General features: G+C 63.2%; 15 protein-coding genes. 9 read left to right on the top strand and 6 right to left on the bottom strand.

The annotated features are described in order from the left end of the window. Positions 1-455: 455 nt before the first annotated feature. The 8 genes from dsbD (at position 456) to purH (ending at position 9,387) form a co-directional block, all read left to right on the top strand. Complete coding sequence (gene dsbD, locus MKZ40_RS05315; RefSeq protein ID WP_254626943.1) at positions 456-2,474, top strand: protein-disulfide reductase DsbD; 2,019 nt, start codon at positions 456-458, stop codon at positions 2,472-2,474. 256 nt (positions 2,475-2,730) lie between these two features. Continuing rightward, on the top strand, positions 2,731-3,171 hold the full coding sequence (aroQ, locus tag MKZ40_RS05310; protein ID WP_043331983.1) for a type II 3-dehydroquinate dehydratase: 441 nt from the start codon (positions 2,731-2,733) through the stop codon (positions 3,169-3,171). A 173-nt stretch (positions 3,172-3,344) separates the two neighbouring features. Next, entirely contained in the window at positions 3,345-3,818 is a 474-nt protein-coding gene (gene accB / locus MKZ40_RS05305; RefSeq protein ID WP_175088254.1) for an acetyl-CoA carboxylase biotin carboxyl carrier protein, read from the top strand. A gap of 19 nt (positions 3,819-3,837) precedes the next feature. Continuing rightward, a complete protein-coding gene (accC, locus tag MKZ40_RS05300) occupies positions 3,838-5,178 on the top strand; it encodes an acetyl-CoA carboxylase biotin carboxylase subunit (RefSeq protein ID WP_175088255.1) in 1,341 nt (446 codons plus the stop codon). A gap of 124 nt (positions 5,179-5,302) precedes the next feature. After that, complete coding sequence (prmA, locus tag MKZ40_RS05295) at positions 5,303-6,217, top strand: 50S ribosomal protein L11 methyltransferase (RefSeq protein WP_175088256.1); 915 nt, start codon at positions 5,303-5,305, stop codon at positions 6,215-6,217. Positions 6,218-6,419: 202 nt separating this feature from the next. Then, positions 6,420-7,454 (top strand): tRNA dihydrouridine synthase DusB, encoded by a 1,035-nt coding sequence (gene dusB / locus MKZ40_RS05290; protein WP_175088257.1) that lies wholly within the window; start codon positions 6,420-6,422, stop codon positions 7,452-7,454. A gap of 47 nt (positions 7,455-7,501) precedes the next feature. Continuing rightward, positions 7,502-7,747, top strand: a complete 246-nt coding sequence (fis, locus tag MKZ40_RS05285; protein ID WP_225348107.1) for a DNA-binding transcriptional regulator Fis — start codon at positions 7,502-7,504, stop codon at positions 7,745-7,747. 62 nt (positions 7,748-7,809) lie between these two features. Beyond that, entirely contained in the window at positions 7,810-9,387 is a 1,578-nt protein-coding gene (gene purH / locus MKZ40_RS05280) for a bifunctional phosphoribosylaminoimidazolecarboxamide formyltransferase/IMP cyclohydrolase (protein WP_175088258.1), read from the top strand. Between the two features lie 137 nt (positions 9,388-9,524). Here the strand turns inward: purH and MKZ40_RS05275 are convergent, their stop codons facing one another. Continuing rightward, positions 9,525-10,652, bottom strand: a complete 1,128-nt coding sequence (locus MKZ40_RS05275; RefSeq protein WP_175088259.1) for an amidohydrolase family protein — start codon at positions 10,650-10,652, stop codon at positions 9,525-9,527. 61 nt (positions 10,653-10,713) lie between these two features. Further along, positions 10,714-10,953, bottom strand: a complete 240-nt coding sequence (locus tag MKZ40_RS05270; RefSeq protein ID WP_175088260.1) for a DUF2061 domain-containing protein — start codon at positions 10,951-10,953, stop codon at positions 10,714-10,716. Between the two features lie 332 nt (positions 10,954-11,285). Between MKZ40_RS05270 and glsB the strand changes: the two genes are divergently transcribed. Next, positions 11,286-12,227, top strand: coding sequence for a glutaminase B (gene glsB, locus MKZ40_RS05265; RefSeq protein ID WP_175088261.1), 942 nt, complete (start codon positions 11,286-11,288; stop codon positions 12,225-12,227). 565 nt (positions 12,228-12,792) lie between these two features. On the opposite strand, the gene MKZ40_RS05260 is transcribed toward glsB, so the two are convergent. From MKZ40_RS05260 to folE, 4 genes are all read right to left on the bottom strand, one after another. Continuing rightward, positions 12,793-14,250, bottom strand: a complete 1,458-nt coding sequence (locus MKZ40_RS05260) for an NAD-dependent succinate-semialdehyde dehydrogenase (protein ID WP_175088262.1) — start codon at positions 14,248-14,250, stop codon at positions 12,793-12,795. Positions 14,251-14,348: 98 nt separating this feature from the next. Further along, on the bottom strand, positions 14,349-14,693 hold the full coding sequence (locus MKZ40_RS05255) for a hypothetical protein (RefSeq protein ID WP_175088263.1): 345 nt from the start codon (positions 14,691-14,693) through the stop codon (positions 14,349-14,351). Between the two features lie 93 nt (positions 14,694-14,786). After that, positions 14,787-15,191, bottom strand: a complete 405-nt coding sequence (gene folX, locus MKZ40_RS05250) for a dihydroneopterin triphosphate 2'-epimerase (RefSeq protein ID WP_175088383.1) — start codon at positions 15,189-15,191, stop codon at positions 14,787-14,789. 92 nt (positions 15,192-15,283) lie between these two features. Beyond that, on the bottom strand, positions 15,284-15,835 hold the full coding sequence (gene folE, locus MKZ40_RS05245; protein WP_175088264.1) for a GTP cyclohydrolase I FolE: 552 nt from the start codon (positions 15,833-15,835) through the stop codon (positions 15,284-15,286). Positions 15,836-16,008 lie beyond the last annotated feature (173 nt).

The following is a 16,008-nucleotide window of genomic DNA, read 5'->3' as shown; positions in this document are numbered from 1 at the left end:
AACGGATGTGAGCCGCGCCGATGCATCCAGCGCCGGTACTCATGACGTACGTCCTATCCTATCATGCGCCCCTGCACGTGCCAGTCGCACTCGGTGAAGTGCCGGTTCTGTGGCAAGGTGCGATGCGCTCCGGATTGCGGGCCGGGCCACGGGCCTGGTCGTGGACCGAGCCGCGTTACGGGGCGAGGATCGGACTGCCGCCCGCACAGGCGGCTTCATTACTCGATCCCGGTGCGCTTTCACATGCCCTCACACGAACGGGGATGTCTGCTACATGGTGGCACATTCATCCGCGTGCAAGTCGTGCGCGGCGATGATGGGCTTGCTCACGATCCGGCACTCGCCCCCGAGCAGGATGATGGCGGCGCGACACTGCGGAGCCTTGAGGCCTGCAGGATGTTCTTTCGGCACTGTATAAGGATGCTTTCGTGCTTCGTTCGTTCTTGAAAGTCCGCATGGCGCTGCCAACGGGCCGCGCACGCCCCTCCGCGTTCTCGCGCCTGCTGGGCCCTGCATTTCTGGCAACCCTGCTGGCAATCGCTCTGGTTGTCGCGCAGGCGATGACGGCGCTGCCCGCCAATGCCGGTCTGTTCAGCTCAGGCTCAAATTCAAACGCCGGCAGCGGCTCCAGCAGCAGTGCGGCGTCCAGCCTGTTCGGCGACGGCAATCAGGGCGATTTCCTGCCGGTCAGTGAAGCCTTCCAGCCGCGCAGCTGGCGCGAGGGCGACACCCTGTATGTCGGCTTCACCAGCGCGGAAGGCTATTACCTCTATCGTCACCAATTCAGCTTCTCGACCACCAGCGACCAGGTCGTGCTGGGCGACGCCGACCTGCCGCCGGGAGAGCTGAAGAACGACCCCTACATGGGCGAGGTGCATGTCTTCCACGATACGCTGGTCATTCGCATTCCGCTGACCAGCGCCTCCTCGAGCAAGGCAGTGCGTGACGACACACCGGCCAGCGGCCCGGTCCCACTCTCCATCACCTTCCAGGGCTGCGCCGATGCCGGGCTCTGCTATCCGCCGGAGACCGTCACTCTACAGGCCGGTGAGCAGAGTGCCCCTGCCCCCTTCGCGCAGCTGATGCCGACCGCCGGCCAGTCGAGCGAGACTGCGGCGTCGACAGCAAGCCGCACCACTAAAGCCCCGATCAGCGGCACCGATGCCGGCTTCAGCACACTGTTCGCGGATGCCAGTCTGCTGACGGCTCTGGGGCTGTTCTTCCTCGCCGGACTCGGCCTGACCTTCACGCCCTGCGTGCTGCCGATGATTCCGATCCTGAGCTCGATCATCGTCGGCCAGCGCCCCAGCCGCCCGCGCGCCTTGCTGCTGTCCACGAGTTACGCCCTGGGCATGGCCCTGACCTACGCCGCGGCCGGCACCTTGATGGGCCTGTCCGGCGCGGGGCTCAACCTGCAGGCGCATCTGCAGATGCCGGCCGTACTGATTCCCTTCGCTGCCTTGTTCGTGCTGTTCGCGCTGGCCATGTTCGGCGCCTTCACTCTGCGACTGCCAAGCGGCATGCACTCACGACTCGACACACTGCAAGGGCGCCTGATGAACGCCGGCCCCGGCGGACTGGCGCTTGCGGGCGCGTTATCGGTACTCGTGGTATCGCCCTGCGTCTCGGCACCTCTGGCCGGTGCGCTGGTCTATCTTTCCGCCAGTGGCGATGCCATGACCGGCGGGCTGGCACTCTTCGCTTTGGGGCTGGGCATGGGCGTGCCGTTGATTCTGGTCGGCACCTTCGGCGCCAGCCTGCTGCCCAGGGCCGGCGGCTGGATGGAGGGCATCAAGCAGGCCTTCGGTATCCTGCTGCTGGGGGTGGCGCTATGGCTGGTAGAGCGCTTGCTGCCGGCCTCGCTGGCAGTACTGGGATGGGCCATTCTGGCCATCGGCACGGGCGTGGCGCTGGGGGCGCTCAGCGCACAGAGCCGAGGCTGGGCGCGTGCCCGTCAGGCCCTGGGGCTGGTCGCGCTGGGCTGGGGCATGGTCAGCCTGCTGGGTGTGGCAGGCGGCGCAAGCGACCCGCTGCGCCCGCTGGCCCCCTTCACTGGCGGCACATCACCCGGGCAGGCCGCCGAGACATCACTGGACTTCATCACCGTCAGCGACATGAGCGAGCTCGAGCGAGAACTGGCACTGGCCGCCAGCCGCGGCCAGCCGGTCTTCGTCGACTACTACGCCGACTGGTGCATCTCGTGCAAGGTGATGGAGCGCGAGGTCTTCCCCAGGGTCGCCAGCCAGTTGCGCCAGTTCCACCTGATTCGCGCCGACGTCACCAGTCCCGGGGCCGCGACCCAGGCGCTGCTCAAGCAATTCGGCCTGTTCGGCCCCCCCAGCCTGCTGTTCTTCGCCGATGAACGCGAACTCAAGGAGGCGCGTATCCAGGGGGAAGTCGATGCCAGCCAGCTCGGCCAGCACCTGACATCAGTACTGGATCAGCTGCGCGGCCCGTCACGGCGCGCCAACTGAAAAGCGTGTTTGCCACACGCCCGTCGCAGCGCAGCTGCTGCCGAGATGCATGTGAGGGCGAAGAATGCGGCAAAATCTTCGGTTCAGTGCCAAACTGGACAGCGTTCGAGAATTTCGGCAGAATCCGCGTCACTACGGCAACAGCCTACGCTCAATAGGTAAACGTCGTGGATAGTGACGGTATCTTTGCATTTTCTTCATGGGTTAACAGCTCAATGAGCCTGGTGCTCGAGCACGGCTGACACAAGGGACTTTCATGGCGCGCATCCTGGTACTCAACGGCCCCAATCTCAATCTGCTGGGGACCCGTGAACCCGAGGTGTATGGCACCACCACGCTGGAGGATATCCACCAGCGTCTGGTCCAGCGCGCCAGCGCGGCCGGCCATCAACTGGACTGGCTGCAGTCCAACGCCGAGCATGTGCTGATCGAGCGTATCCACCTTGCCCGTGAAGATGGCACCGCCATCATCCTGATCAATCCGGCGGCCTTTACCCATACCAGCGTTGCGCTGCGCGATGCGCTACTCGGCGTCGCACTTCCGTTCATCGAGTTGCACCTTTCCAACACCCATGCCCGCGAGCCGTTCCGCCACCATTCGTATCTTTCCGATGTGGCGCGCGGCGTGATCATGGGCTTTGGCGCTCGAAGCTATGACATGGCGCTTGACGCCGCCCTGGACGATCTCGCGCAGTAGGGGCTCGCCCAGAGCGGTGTTCACGCACCGCCATCAGGCGCCATCACCGCCTGATACCAGGATTCACCGGCCATCGCCATGGTCGGGACAGCCGTCGGGGCTGTCGCCCGTAGCCGCCGCTATCACGGCTGCACACCCCCATTTCCAGCCACATTTACATCGGGATTAATTTCATGGATATCCGCAAGGTCAAGAAGCTGATCGAGCTGCTCGAAGAGTCCAACATCAGCGAAATCGAGATCCAGGAAGGCGAAGAGTCCGTTCGCATCAGCCGCCATCCGCAGGGCTTCGCCCAGCAGCCGATGATGCAGGCCCCGATGATGATGCAGCAGCAGCCGATGCAGCAGTCCGCTCCGGCAGCCGCTGGCGCCGCTGAAGCACCGGCCGCTCCGGCAGCACCGGCTGCACCGCAGGGTCACACCATCAACTCTCCGATGGTCGGCTCCTTCTACCGTTCTCCGGCGCCGGGCTCCAAGGCCTTCATCGAAGTCGGCCAGAGCGTCAAGAAAGGTGATACCGTCTGCATCGTCGAGGCCATGAAGATGATGAACCAGATCGAAGCCGACAAGGATGGCGTCGTCGAAGCCATTCTGATCGAAGACGGCGAGCCGGTTGAATTCGACCAGCCCATGATCGTCATTTCCTGATCCCAACGGACACGTCACCATGCTCGACAAGGTACTGATTGCCAACCGCGGCGAGATCGCCCTTCGCATCCTTCGCGCCTGCAAGGAACTGGGCATCAAGACGGTAGCGGTGCACTCCAAGGCCGACCGCGACCTGATGCACGTCCGCCTGGCGGATGAAGCTGTGTGTATCGGCCCGGCCTCCTCTGCCAAATCCTATCTTCACATCCCGGCACTGATCGCAGCTGCCGAGGTGACAGATGCCGACGCCATCCACCCGGGCTACGGCTTCCTGTCGGAAAATGCCAACTTCGCCGAACAGGTCGAACGTTCCGGCTTCGCCTTCATCGGTCCGCGCGCTGACACCATCCGCATGATGGGTGACAAGGTCGCGGCCATCGAGGCGATGAAGCTGGCCGGCGTTCCGACCGTGCCGGGTTCCGACGGCCCCGTGCCGGAAGACGAAGACGAGATGTACGCCATCGCCGAGCGGATCGGCTATCCGGTGATCATCAAGGCTGCCGCTGGCGGCGGTGGTCGCGGCATGCGCGTGGTGCACTCCAAGGCCAGCCTGCTGTCCTCGGTGAGCATCACTCAGGGTGAAGCAGCCGCGGCCTTCGGCGACGGCACGGTGTACATGGAGAAATTCCTCCAGAACCCGCGTCACGTCGAAGTCCAGGTACTGGCCGATGGCCAGGGCAACGCCATCCATCTGTATGACCGCGACTGTTCCCTGCAGCGTCGTCACCAGAAGGTGCTGGAAGAAGCACCGGCGCCGCAGCTGGACGAAGAAGCGCGTGCCAAGGTACTCAAGGCGTGCACCGATGCCTGCATCGAGATCGGCTACCGTGGCGCCGGCACCTTCGAGTTCCTGTACGAGAACGGCGGCTTCTACTTCATCGAGATGAACACTCGTGTTCAGGTCGAGCACCCGGTGACCGAGATGGTCACTGGCATCGATATCGTCAAGGAGCAGCTGCGCATCGCCTCCGGCCTGCCGCTGTCCGTGAAGCAGGAAGATATCGAGCTGCGCGGTCACGCCTTCGAGTGCCGTATCAATGCCGAGGATTCGCGCACCTTCATGCCGTCTCCGGGCAAGGTCGAGCTCTATCACGCACCGGGCGGTCTGGGCGTGCGCATGGACTCGCACCTGTATTCCGGCTACACCGTTCCGCCGCATTACGACTCCCTGATCGGCAAGCTGATCACCTGGGGCGAGAGCCGCGAGATCGCACTGACGCGCATGCGCAATGCTCTCGATGAGCTGCTGGTGGAAGGTATCAAGACCAACACTGACCTGCAGAAGGATCTGGTGCGTGATGCCGGCTTCCAGGAAGGTGGCGTCAACATCCATTATCTGGAGAAGAAGCTGGGCCTGTAAGACGCTCCGCTTGAGATCGGTAACGCGTGTTGCCGATGGACGCACGACAGAAGGGTGGCCTCGGCTGCCCTTCTGTCGTCTGTGCCCTCCTCCCCTTTCTTATCGCCCATCGACAGGAGTCATCATGTCCTGGCTGCAACTCAAGGCGCGTATCGCCCCCGACCACGCCGAGATTCTCGAGCATCTGCTGATGGAAGAAGGCGCCTGCGCCATCACGCTGCAGGATGCTGAAGACCAACCGCTGTTCGAACCGGACCTCGGCAGCACACCGCTGTGGAGCGAGACAGTCCTCACCGGCCTGTGGGATGGCACCGAAGGCATCGAGGCCATGCGCGAGCGGGTCAAGGCCGGCTGGGCGGCGCTGATTCCCGACGAGCCCTGCCCGGAAATCGAGGTCGAGATCCTCGAGGACCGTGACTGGGCCCGTGAATGGATGGATGGCTTCGAGCCGCTCAAGATGGGCCAGCGCCTGTGGATCGTGCCCAGCTGGCACGATGCGCCGGAGCAGGACGCCGTCAACCTGATGCTCGACCCGGGCCTGGCCTTCGGCACCGGCACCCATCCGACCACCGCCCTGTGCCTGGAATGGCTCGATGGGCTGGCCGTCGATGGCAAGCTCGCCCAGCATAGCGTGCTCGACTTCGGTTGCGGCTCCGGCATTCTCGCCATCGCCGCGCTCAAGCTTGGCGCGGTGGATGCGCTGGGTACCGATATCGATCCGCAGGCACTGCAGGCCTCGCGTGAGAACGCCCAGCGCAATGAGGTCAGTGACCAGTTGACCCTGTGCTACCCGGACCGCCTGCCGGACGCAGGCTATCAGATCGTGGTCGCCAACATCCTGGCCGGCCCGCTGGTCGAACTGGCTCCGCAGATCGCTGCCAGTGTCGCCCCGGGCGGCCTGCTGGCGCTCTCCGGCATTCTCGCGCCCCAGGCGGGAGAGGTGCTCGACGCCTATCGTGAGGCTGGCCTGATCATGGAAGAGCCCACCGAGCGCGATGGCTGGGTACGCCTCAATGGTCAGCGTCCGCTGATGGGCTGAACCTCGCCATAAGACACGCCATAAGACACGCCATGAGCCACACCATGAGCGCCGCAGCCGCGCAGGGAGAACGCATCCAGGACGCATCGTGGATGAAATAGCCCTTCAAACCCTGCGGCGCTCTAGGTATCATGACGCCCCCGCGAAACCCTGACACGACAGCGGCTCGCGCGCCTGACACCACTCGCATGACACGAGACCCATGACCGATACCCCGCTTCTCGCCGACCTGCCCCGCATCGGCGTACATCAGCTTCCCAATCGCGTGATTCTGGCCCCGATGGCCGGTGTCACCGATCGCCCGTTCCGACAGCAATGTCGTGAGCTGGGCGCCGGGCTGGTGGTATCGGAGATGGTGACCAGTGACAAGCGGCTGTGGAATACCGTCAAGTCACGCACGCGCATGAACCATGCCGGCGAACCCGGACCGCGTGCCGTGCAGATCGCCGGCGGTGATGCCGCCATGCTGGCCGAGGCCGCGGCGCTCAACGCCGAGATGGGCGCCGAGATCATCGACATCAACATGGGCTGCCCGGCCAAGAAGGTCTGCAACAAGGCCGCCGGCTCTGCCCTGATGCGCGACGAGAAGCTCGTCGGCGAGATTCTCGATGCCGTGGTGCGCGCCGTGGACGTGCCAGTCACGCTCAAGATGCGCACCGGCTGGTGCGAAGAGACACGCAACGCCATCACCATCGCGCGCATGGCCGAGAGTGCCGGCATCCAGGCGCTGTCCGTGCATGGTCGCACTCGCCAGCAGAAATATACCGGCGAGGCCGAATACGACACCATCGCCGCCGTGAAGGCCGCGGTGTCGATTCCGGTCTTCGCCAATGGCGATATCGACAGCGGCGAGAAGGCGCGACATGTGCTTGACTATACGGGCGCCGACGCCGTGATGATCGGCCGTGCCGCCCAGGGAAACCCCTGGATCTTCCGCGAGATCAATCACTATCTGGCCACCGGCCAGGTAGCCTGTGGCCCGAGCGATGCGGAGCGCGCCCTCGTGATGCGCGCCCACCTCGAGGCCCTGTACGAATTCTACGGTGACTACATGGGAACGCGCATCGCGCGCAAGCATGTGGGCTGGTACCTGGCAACACGGGAGGATGGCAGTGAGCTCAAGCGCCACTTCAATCCCCTCGAGGAGCCGGAAGAACAGCGCCAGTTCCTGACCCGCCTGTTCGGCGAGCCGGAAAGCATCGCCCGCACCGAGACGCAAGGAAGTCACGCAGCATGACCAGCAGGCACCCTCTTTCACCCGACGACGCAAGCCAGGCCACCCTGATGACGCCCGTGCGGCACCATCAGACCCTGCGCGAGGCGGTCGAGCACTCCATGGCGCGCTACTTCGCCCACCTGGATGGCGAGCAGGTCACCGACCTGCATGCCATGGTGATGGCCGAGGTCGAGGCGCCGCTGCTGGAGGCGGTGATGGCCCACGCACAGGGCAACCAGACCCGCGCCGCCGACATGCTGGGCCTCAACCGAGGCACACTGCGCAAGAAGCTCAAGCAATTTGATCTGATCTGACCCCGCCGGGGCACCTTTACAGGTGCCCCGGCGTCTTTTTGTTGATCCACGAGTGGAGCATCATGCAAGCCAAGCCCCAAGCCATCCGTCGCGCCCTCCTGAGTGTTTCCGACAAGACCGGAATCGTCGAATTCGCTCGTGCCCTGGACGCCCGCGGCGTCGCCCTGCTGTCCACTGGCGGTACCTTCCGCCTGCTCAAGGACAACGGCCTTGCCGTGACGGAAGTGTCCGAGCACACCGGTTTCCCGGAAATGATGGATGGCCGGGTCAAGACCCTGCACCCGAAGATCCACGGCGGCATCCTCGGTCGTCGCGGCCAGGATGATGCGGTGATGGCCGAGCACGGCATCGACCCCATCGACATGGTCATCGTCAATCTGTATCCGTTCGCCGCTACCGTGGCCAACCCGGATTGCTCGCTGGAAGACGCCATCGAGAACATCGATATCGGCGGCCCGACCATGGTACGCTCCTGCGCCAAGAACCACGCCCACACCACCATCGTCGTCAACGCCTCGGATTATGACCGCGTGATCGCCGAGATGGATGCCAATGACAACGCCGTCAGCGATGGCGCGCGCTTCGACCTCGCCGTGGCCGCCTTCGAGCACACCGCGGCCTACGATGGCGCCATCGCCAACTGGCTGGGCCAGCGCGTCGAAGGCGGCAGCGAAGGTCTGCCGCGTCAGTACAACGTCAGCCTGAGCAAGAAGCAGGACATGCGTTACGGCGAGAACCCGCACCAGAAGGCGGCCTTCTACGTCGAGGACGGTGCCACCGAGGCCAGCGTCGCCACGGCCGTGCAGGTGCAGGGCAAGGCGTTGTCCTACAACAACGTCGCCGATACCGATGCCGCTTTCGAGTGTGTCAAGGCCTTCGACGAGACCGCCTGTGTCATCGTCAAGCACGCCAACCCGTGTGGCGTCGCCATTGGCGAGTCTGCCCTGGCCGCCTACGAGCGCGCCTATCAGACCGACCCGACCAGCGCCTTCGGTGGCATCATCGCCTTCAACGTGCCGCTGGATGCCGAGACCGCGCAGGCGATCGTCTCGCGTCAGTTCGTCGAGGTGATCATCGCCCCGGGCATCAGTGAAGAGGCGGCGGCCATCGTCGCCACCAAGGCCAATGTGCGCCTGCTCGACGTCGCGGATGCCTGGGCCGCCGAGCGTACCGGCGGCCATGACTTCAAGCGTGTCACCGGTGGCCTGCTGGTCCAGGACCGCGACCAGGGCATGGTCGGCCGTGATGAGCTCAAGGTCGTCACCGAGCGTGCGCCGAGCGAGCAGGAACTCAACGACCTGACCTTCGCCTGGAAAGTGGCCAAGTTCGTCAAGTCCAACGCCATCGTCTACATCAAGGATGGCCAGACCATCGGTGTGGGCGCCGGCCAGATGAGCCGTGTGTACTCCGCCAAGATCGCCGGCATCAAGGCCGCCGATGAAGGTCTGGAAGTGCCGGGCTCCGTGATGGCCTCCGATGCCTTCTTCCCGTTCCGCGACGGTATCGACGCCGCCGCGGCAGCCGGCATCACTGCCGTCATCCAGCCGGGTGGCTCCATGCGCGATCAGGAAGTCATCGATGCGGCCAACGAAGCCGGCATCGCCATGGTCTTCACCGGCATGCGTCACTTCCGTCACTGATCAGATGTCAGTACTTCAGTGGCATGCACGAGCACGGTGACTTGCACGAGCGTATAGACTAGCGCTCACGCAAAAGCCCCCGTCAGCGAATAATCGCTGGCGGGGGCTTTTTCATGCGCAGACGGCAAGGAACGAGGTCATTCGACCGGCAGATTGACCCAGCGCAGGAAGTTGTCGCGCGCAACATTGCGCGCCGCCTGTGGCGACAGCGCATCGAGGAAGGGCGTATAGCTGGCGAGGATATCGCCCACCGAGCCGAAGCGCCCGACCACATCACTGCCGAGCACGAAGCGCTGTGGGAAGCGCTCGACCAGCTTGACCCAGCGCGAGCGCGGCTGCCCCTCATCGTCCAGCAGGTAGGGTTCCAGCACTGACCAGGACAGGTCGATATTCAGGTTGGGATAGGTTTCCAGCATGCGCTCGATCTCGCCGTGTAGCCAGGTCATGCGCCCCAGACGGCGATTGAGCTCGGCACTGGTCCCGGCGTGCGCCCAGATGAAGGTCGTGTTCGGATTATCGCGCACCGCACTCTCGAATTCCTCGAGGTACAGGCCCTCGTGCCCTTCCCGTTTGCTGGTGATATTGGAATGGATCATCACCGGCAGGCCTTTCTCTGCCGCCAGCGCATAGACCTTCATCAAGGCCGGATGATTGGCGCGCGGCGTCTCGCCTTCGGTCAGACGCGTCAGATCATCATGGCGCGTGAAGACCTCCCCGATGCCCTTCCAGAAGCCGGGATAGATCGCCAACAGCTGACGAATCTCGTCGGCGGCATTCAGGTCGGTGGGGTTGAAGCCGGTGATGAACGGCGAGAAACGCGCCTGTACCGGCTCGGGCGCGCGAGTCAGCGCCTCGGCCAGGATGTAATCGGTACCGGAATACCAGTAGACCGGCGCATCATCGCCCATGTAGTAACGTGGCTTCTTGGGTGCGTCCTGCTGCCATTTCTTGGCGACGCCGATGCCCGTGACCAGGGCGTGATCGACCTGCGCCTGGTCCATGGCATCCAGCAAGGCCCCCAGACCGTCGCCCTGCTGGAAGAAGTCCACGAAGTGCAGATGGGCGTCACTGTAGTGATAATCGCGCGTCTCGTCGGCTGACACGGCCTCGAGAGCAGTCAGGCTGCCGGCAAGCCCCAGCAGCAACGCCAACGCCCCCTGGACGAGAGGACGTTGGCGGGCGCGGGCAGGACAAGATGGCTGGGCAGGACAAGAGGCCCTGGCAGGAAGAGAGGAACGGGCGGTGCGAGGGGCAAGCTTCAGCATGGGGAGCTCCGGGAAAAGGTCGCTCGATTCTGCGGCGCATCCTCGCCACGCGCAAGCGGCCTCAGCCCGCCAGCGCCGCCCCGCTCATGGAGTTTCGCGAGTTTGCCTCGCGCTCAGCAGCCTGCTGGCGGCGCGCGGTGACGCGGTTCCAGACCTTCTCGTGGAAGAAGAAGGCGACGGTGTTGACCGCCGGCTCGACGATGGCGACCAGGCCGCCGACCACGATATCGCCGGTCAGCAGGTAGGTGACACCGAAGGCGATGGAGAAGTGCATGCTGGCAAAGGTCAATGTCTTGATCATGTTGGCTGCCCTCCGGGCGGTCTACTCAGCGCGTCGCATGTCATGGGGTCAGGCAGCTGCGTGCTGCCTTGATGAACCAATAATAACGATTCTCAACTGCATGTAGAAATCACTTTGCACTACCTGGCTGATAAGCGTCAACTATCACGCGATTGAGCCGGCCTGAGGGCAGGAACTGCCAGGGGCATCGGGCGCGCCAGCTGCGGTCATATCCGCTAGAATGCTCTGCCGGTCCCTGGCGCCATTATCGGCCTGTCACCCGATGGCGCCGTTGTCACGATGGCCCGGCCAGCTTCACGCCCTTTTCCCTCTACCGCTGCTTCAAGGTTGCCATGACGCCGCCACTCGACCCCGATGCTCTCCAGACACTGCTCGAACGCCTGTCCGATGATGCCAGCCGCTGCTTCAACGAGGGCAAGGTCGCGGACTATATCCCGGCACTGGCGCAGGTCGACCCTGACCAGTTCGGCATCGCCGTCTGCCATGTCGATGGACGTGTCCAGTACGCCGGCAGCGCGCATACCCGCTTCTCGATCCAGTCGATCTCCAAGGTGCATGCGCTGGTACTGGCGATGCAGCGCCTGGAGAGCGACGAGATCTGGACGCGCGTCGGCCGTGAACCCTCCGGTCAGGCCTTCAATTCGATCATGCAGCTGGAGGTCGAGAACGGCATTCCGCGCAATCCCTTCATCAATGCCGGTGCCCTGCTGATCACCGACCTGCTGGTGTCGCGCATCGTCTCGATCCAGAACACCCTGCGTGAGCAGCTCAGACGCCTGTCCGGCAGCGACGATATCGGCTTCGATGAGAAGGTCGCGCGCTCGGAAATGGACCACAAGGCACGCAATGCCTCGCTCGCCTACCTGATGCAGGCCTACGGCAATGTGCATTCCGATGTGGATGACCTGCTGGACACCTACTTCCACAGCTGCTCGGTGTCGATGAACTGCGTGGAACTGGCGCGCAGCTTCGCCTTCCTTGCCAATCGCGGCATCAACCCACTGGATGGCAAGGAAGTGGTCTCGCCGCTGGAGACACGCCAGCTCAATGCGTTGTTGCTGACCTGCGGGCTTTACGATGCGGCGGGTGACTTCGCCTGGCGGGTGGGCCTGCCGGGCAAGAGTGGCGTCGGCGGTGGCATCATCGCCATCCTGCCGGGACAGATGAGCATCTGCGTCTGGTCACCCCGCCTGGACGGCTATGGCAATTCGATTGCCGGGCGACATGCACTGGAAGGCCTGGTGGCGGGGATGGGGCTTTCGCCATTGGGGTGAGACGTGAGGGTTGAGGCACGATAGCCGAGCTCCGGCCATAAAAAAGGGCGAGTCGCGTCCGCCACGCCACTCGCCCTGTCTTCAATCCTTGAAGACTATCACCACAGGTCCCGCTCTTTGACTGTAGCGTAAATAAGCATATCCACAAGTAAGAGAATGCCGACAAAGCACAGCTGTCTTTGGCCCTGATCTGCGCGAAAAGGCCGCGATATACCGCTTTGGTCTGACACGCGCAGCGCGAGACACTCCATCTCTACGACCAATGGCTCATGCGCCTCTTGACGCGAGATTGCCCTCCTCTCGCCCATGCCGCTCTTTCATCAGCAGCGAAAGGTCGCTCTCATCAGCAGAGAAGATTCCACGGGCAAGTTGCAGGCGCACTCGGCGCAGACAGGTGGGATAAATGCATGGCATGAAAAAGCCCGCCCGGTTTCCCGAGCGGGCTTTTTGCCAGCTGATGGCGTATCCGATCATTGCCTTGAGAGCTGGCCATCAATCAGCGATGCAAAGCTCAAAGATGCAAGGCTCATGCAGGGATCGACAGCGCAGATCCATTGGCGATAGATCAGCCAAGCGAGAGACACAGATACTTGGTTTCCATGTATTCCTCGAGGCCATACTTGGAGCCTTCACGGCCCAGCCCCGATGCCTTGGTGCCACCGAAGGGCGCCGCGGCGTTGGAGATCAGCCCGGTATTGATGCCGACCATGCCGTAATCCAGACCTTCCGAGACGCGCCAGACACGCTTGAGATCCGTGCTGTAGAAATAGCTGGCCAGACCGAACTCGGTGTCGTTGGCCATCTCGATGGCCTCTTCCTCGCTCTCGAAGGGGAAGATCGCTGCCAGCGGACCGAAGGTTTCCTCACGGGCGACCTTCATCTCTGGCGTCACCTGCGAGATCAGGGTCGGCGTGAAGAAGCTGCCCCCCAGCGGATGCGGATGGCCGCCCAGCAGCAGTTCGGCGCCCTTGTCGAGGGCATCCTGCACGTGCTCGGTGACCTTCTCGACGGCGTCGCCATCGATCAACGGGCCGACCTTGACACCCTCTTCCAGGCCATTGCCCACGGTCAGCTCGGTGTTCATCGCGGCAGCCAGCTTCTCGCTGAAGGCGTTGACCACGCTGGACTGCACCAGGAAGCGATTGGTGCAGACGCAGGTCTGACCGGCATTGCGGAACTTGGCTGCCATCGCGCCTTCCACCGCCGCATCGAGATCGGCGTCTTCGAACACCAGGAAGGGCGCGTTGCCGCCAAGCTCCAGCGAGATCTTCTGGATATGCTGGGCGGCATTTGCCATCAGGCCACGCCCGACTTCCGTGGAGCCGGTGAAAGTCACCTTGCGCACGATGCTGGAATCGGTCATCGCCTTGGCGATGTCCCTGGCCGAGCCCGGCACGACGTTGAAAACGCCGCGCGGCACGCCAGCGCGTTCCGCCAGCACCGCCAGCGCCAACGCAGAGAACGGCGTCTGGCTGGCCGGCTTGACCACGATCGGGCAGCCTGCGGCCAGCGCGGCACCCGCCTTGCGGGTAATCATCGAGGCCGGGAAGTTCCACGGCGTGATCGCCCCCACCACCCCGACCGGCTGCTTGAGCACCAGGATACGCTGGTCACGCTTGGCGGCCGGAATGGTATCGCCATACACGCGCTGACCTTCCTCGGCGAACCAGCGCAGGAAGCTGGCCGCGTACTGGATTTCACCGGCGGCTTCAGCGAGAGGCTTGCCCTGCTCCAAGGTCATGATCTGCGCCAGGTCATCCTTGTGCTCCAGCATCAAGGCGTACCACTTCATCAGGATGTCAGCGCGCTCCAGCGCCGGCGTCTCCTTCCAGTCCGCGAAGGAGTGCTGCGCAGCCTCGATGGCCCGTTCGGTCTCGGCGTAACCCAGCCGAGGCACGCGGCCGATGATTTCGCCGGTGGCAGGATTGTCGACCTCGATCTGCTCGCCGGAATCCGCGGCTACCCAGCCACCGTCGATATAGGCAAATGGACGAAACAGACTGGTATCGTTGAGATGTTCCATGAAGACTCCCGAGGCGTGCTTGTGGGTCAAGGCAGTGATTCCCGGCTAACCGAGACTACTCAAGACTAACCTGATATAGCCTAGATGCGGGCGTGGCGCTAGATCCACAACCCTGCCAGTACTAGTACCACGATGGCCAGCCCGGCGAGCCACCAGCGCTTGCGCATTGCCAGCCTAGCGGCGTCAGCCTTGCCCCCGGGGGCCTCGCCGACCTCGCTCTCGGGCGGCATCGAGACGACTCGCCTTGCCTTCTGCTGCTTGATTCGCGCATTGAAGACCTGCACTGCACGCCCGTCGCGAAGCTCGAAGTCCACCGCCAGCCCCGGCCCCGGCAAGCCACGCCCGCGCCAGCCGACCAGATCGAAGACGTGCTCACCGCCCTTCTCGTCCCGAATGGTGCCCTGCTGTTCTGCATCATCGAAATGGATGATTTCCCCGATCACATCATGTCTCCCGACTCTTCAGGCTTCTGCGCCTGATCTTCTCGACATCTGAGCTTCTCGATATGTGAGCTTCTCAACGCCTGCCCCGGCCGACTAGTCATGCGCTTCGCGACTGTCCGACAGGGTGACGGACACCGAGTCCGAGAAGCGCAAGGCATGCGGCTTGTCGATCTCGACCTGCGCCGTCAGCACCTGTTCGTGCGCCATCACGATATCCAGCACCTCACGGGTCATGCGCTCGAGCAGCGCGAAGCGTCCTTCCTCGACATGACGGATCAACTGCTTGGTGATGGTGCGGTAATTGAGCGCTTCACTGATGTGGTTGAACTGCACGGCGCGTGCCGCGCGATAGCGGATCACCACGTTGATCACGACATCCTGGCGATTCTGGATCTCGTCTTCGTTGATCCCGATATAGGTTCTCAGACGCAGATTCTTGATGCGAATGGTGGCGAGGTCGTGATCGAGATGTTCATCGTGCAAGGCATGCATCGGCATCGGCATCGGCAGGGACTCCTGATCAAGGGAAACGCGCGAGATGACTCCCAGACAAGAACGCCGCCTCGAAAGGCGGCGTCTTCACTCTGCTGTCAGCTGATCAGCGTCAGGAATTCCTGACGGGTCGGCTGATTGTCGCGGAAGGCGCCCAGCATCACGGACGTCTTCATGCTGGAATTCTGCTTTTCCACCCCACGCATCATCATGCACATGTGGCGCGCTTCGACCACGACGGCCACACCACGTGCACCGGTGACCTGCTGAACGGCCTCGGCGATCTGCCTGGTGAGGTTTTCCTGGATCTGCATGCGACGCGAATACATGTCGACGATACGCGCGAACTTGGACAGACCAAGCACCTTGCCGGACGGCAGATAGGCGATGTGGCACTTGCCGATGAACGGCAGCAGGTGATGCTCGCACATCGAATAAAGCTCGATGTCCTTGACCAGTACCATCTCGTCCGTATCGGAGGTGAAGACAGCGCCGTTGACGATCTCCTCCAACGACTGTTGATAGCCATGAGTCAGGTACTGCATGGCCTTGGCCGCGCGCTTGGGCGTATCCAGCAGGCCCTCACGCTCTGGATCCTCACCCAACGCGGTGATGATCTGGCGGTAGTGGTTGGCAATCTCTTCGGTCATCCGTCTGCCTATGGTATCGGTCAGGGGCGCGCACTAGCGCACGCATAGCAGGGGTAAAGCACAAAAGTCATACACAAGCGATCAGATGGCAAGAAATCGTATAACTTCGTGTTCAATGTCAGGGGCAGATTCTACCTCAGGCATGTCGTCAACGCAGGTCTGTTCACGCGATT

This window comes from Cobetia sp. BMC6, assembly GCF_029991385.1.
Classification (GTDB): Bacteria; Pseudomonadota; Gammaproteobacteria; order Pseudomonadales; family Halomonadaceae; genus Cobetia.
This window is presented reverse-complemented; position numbering and strand designations above follow the sequence as displayed.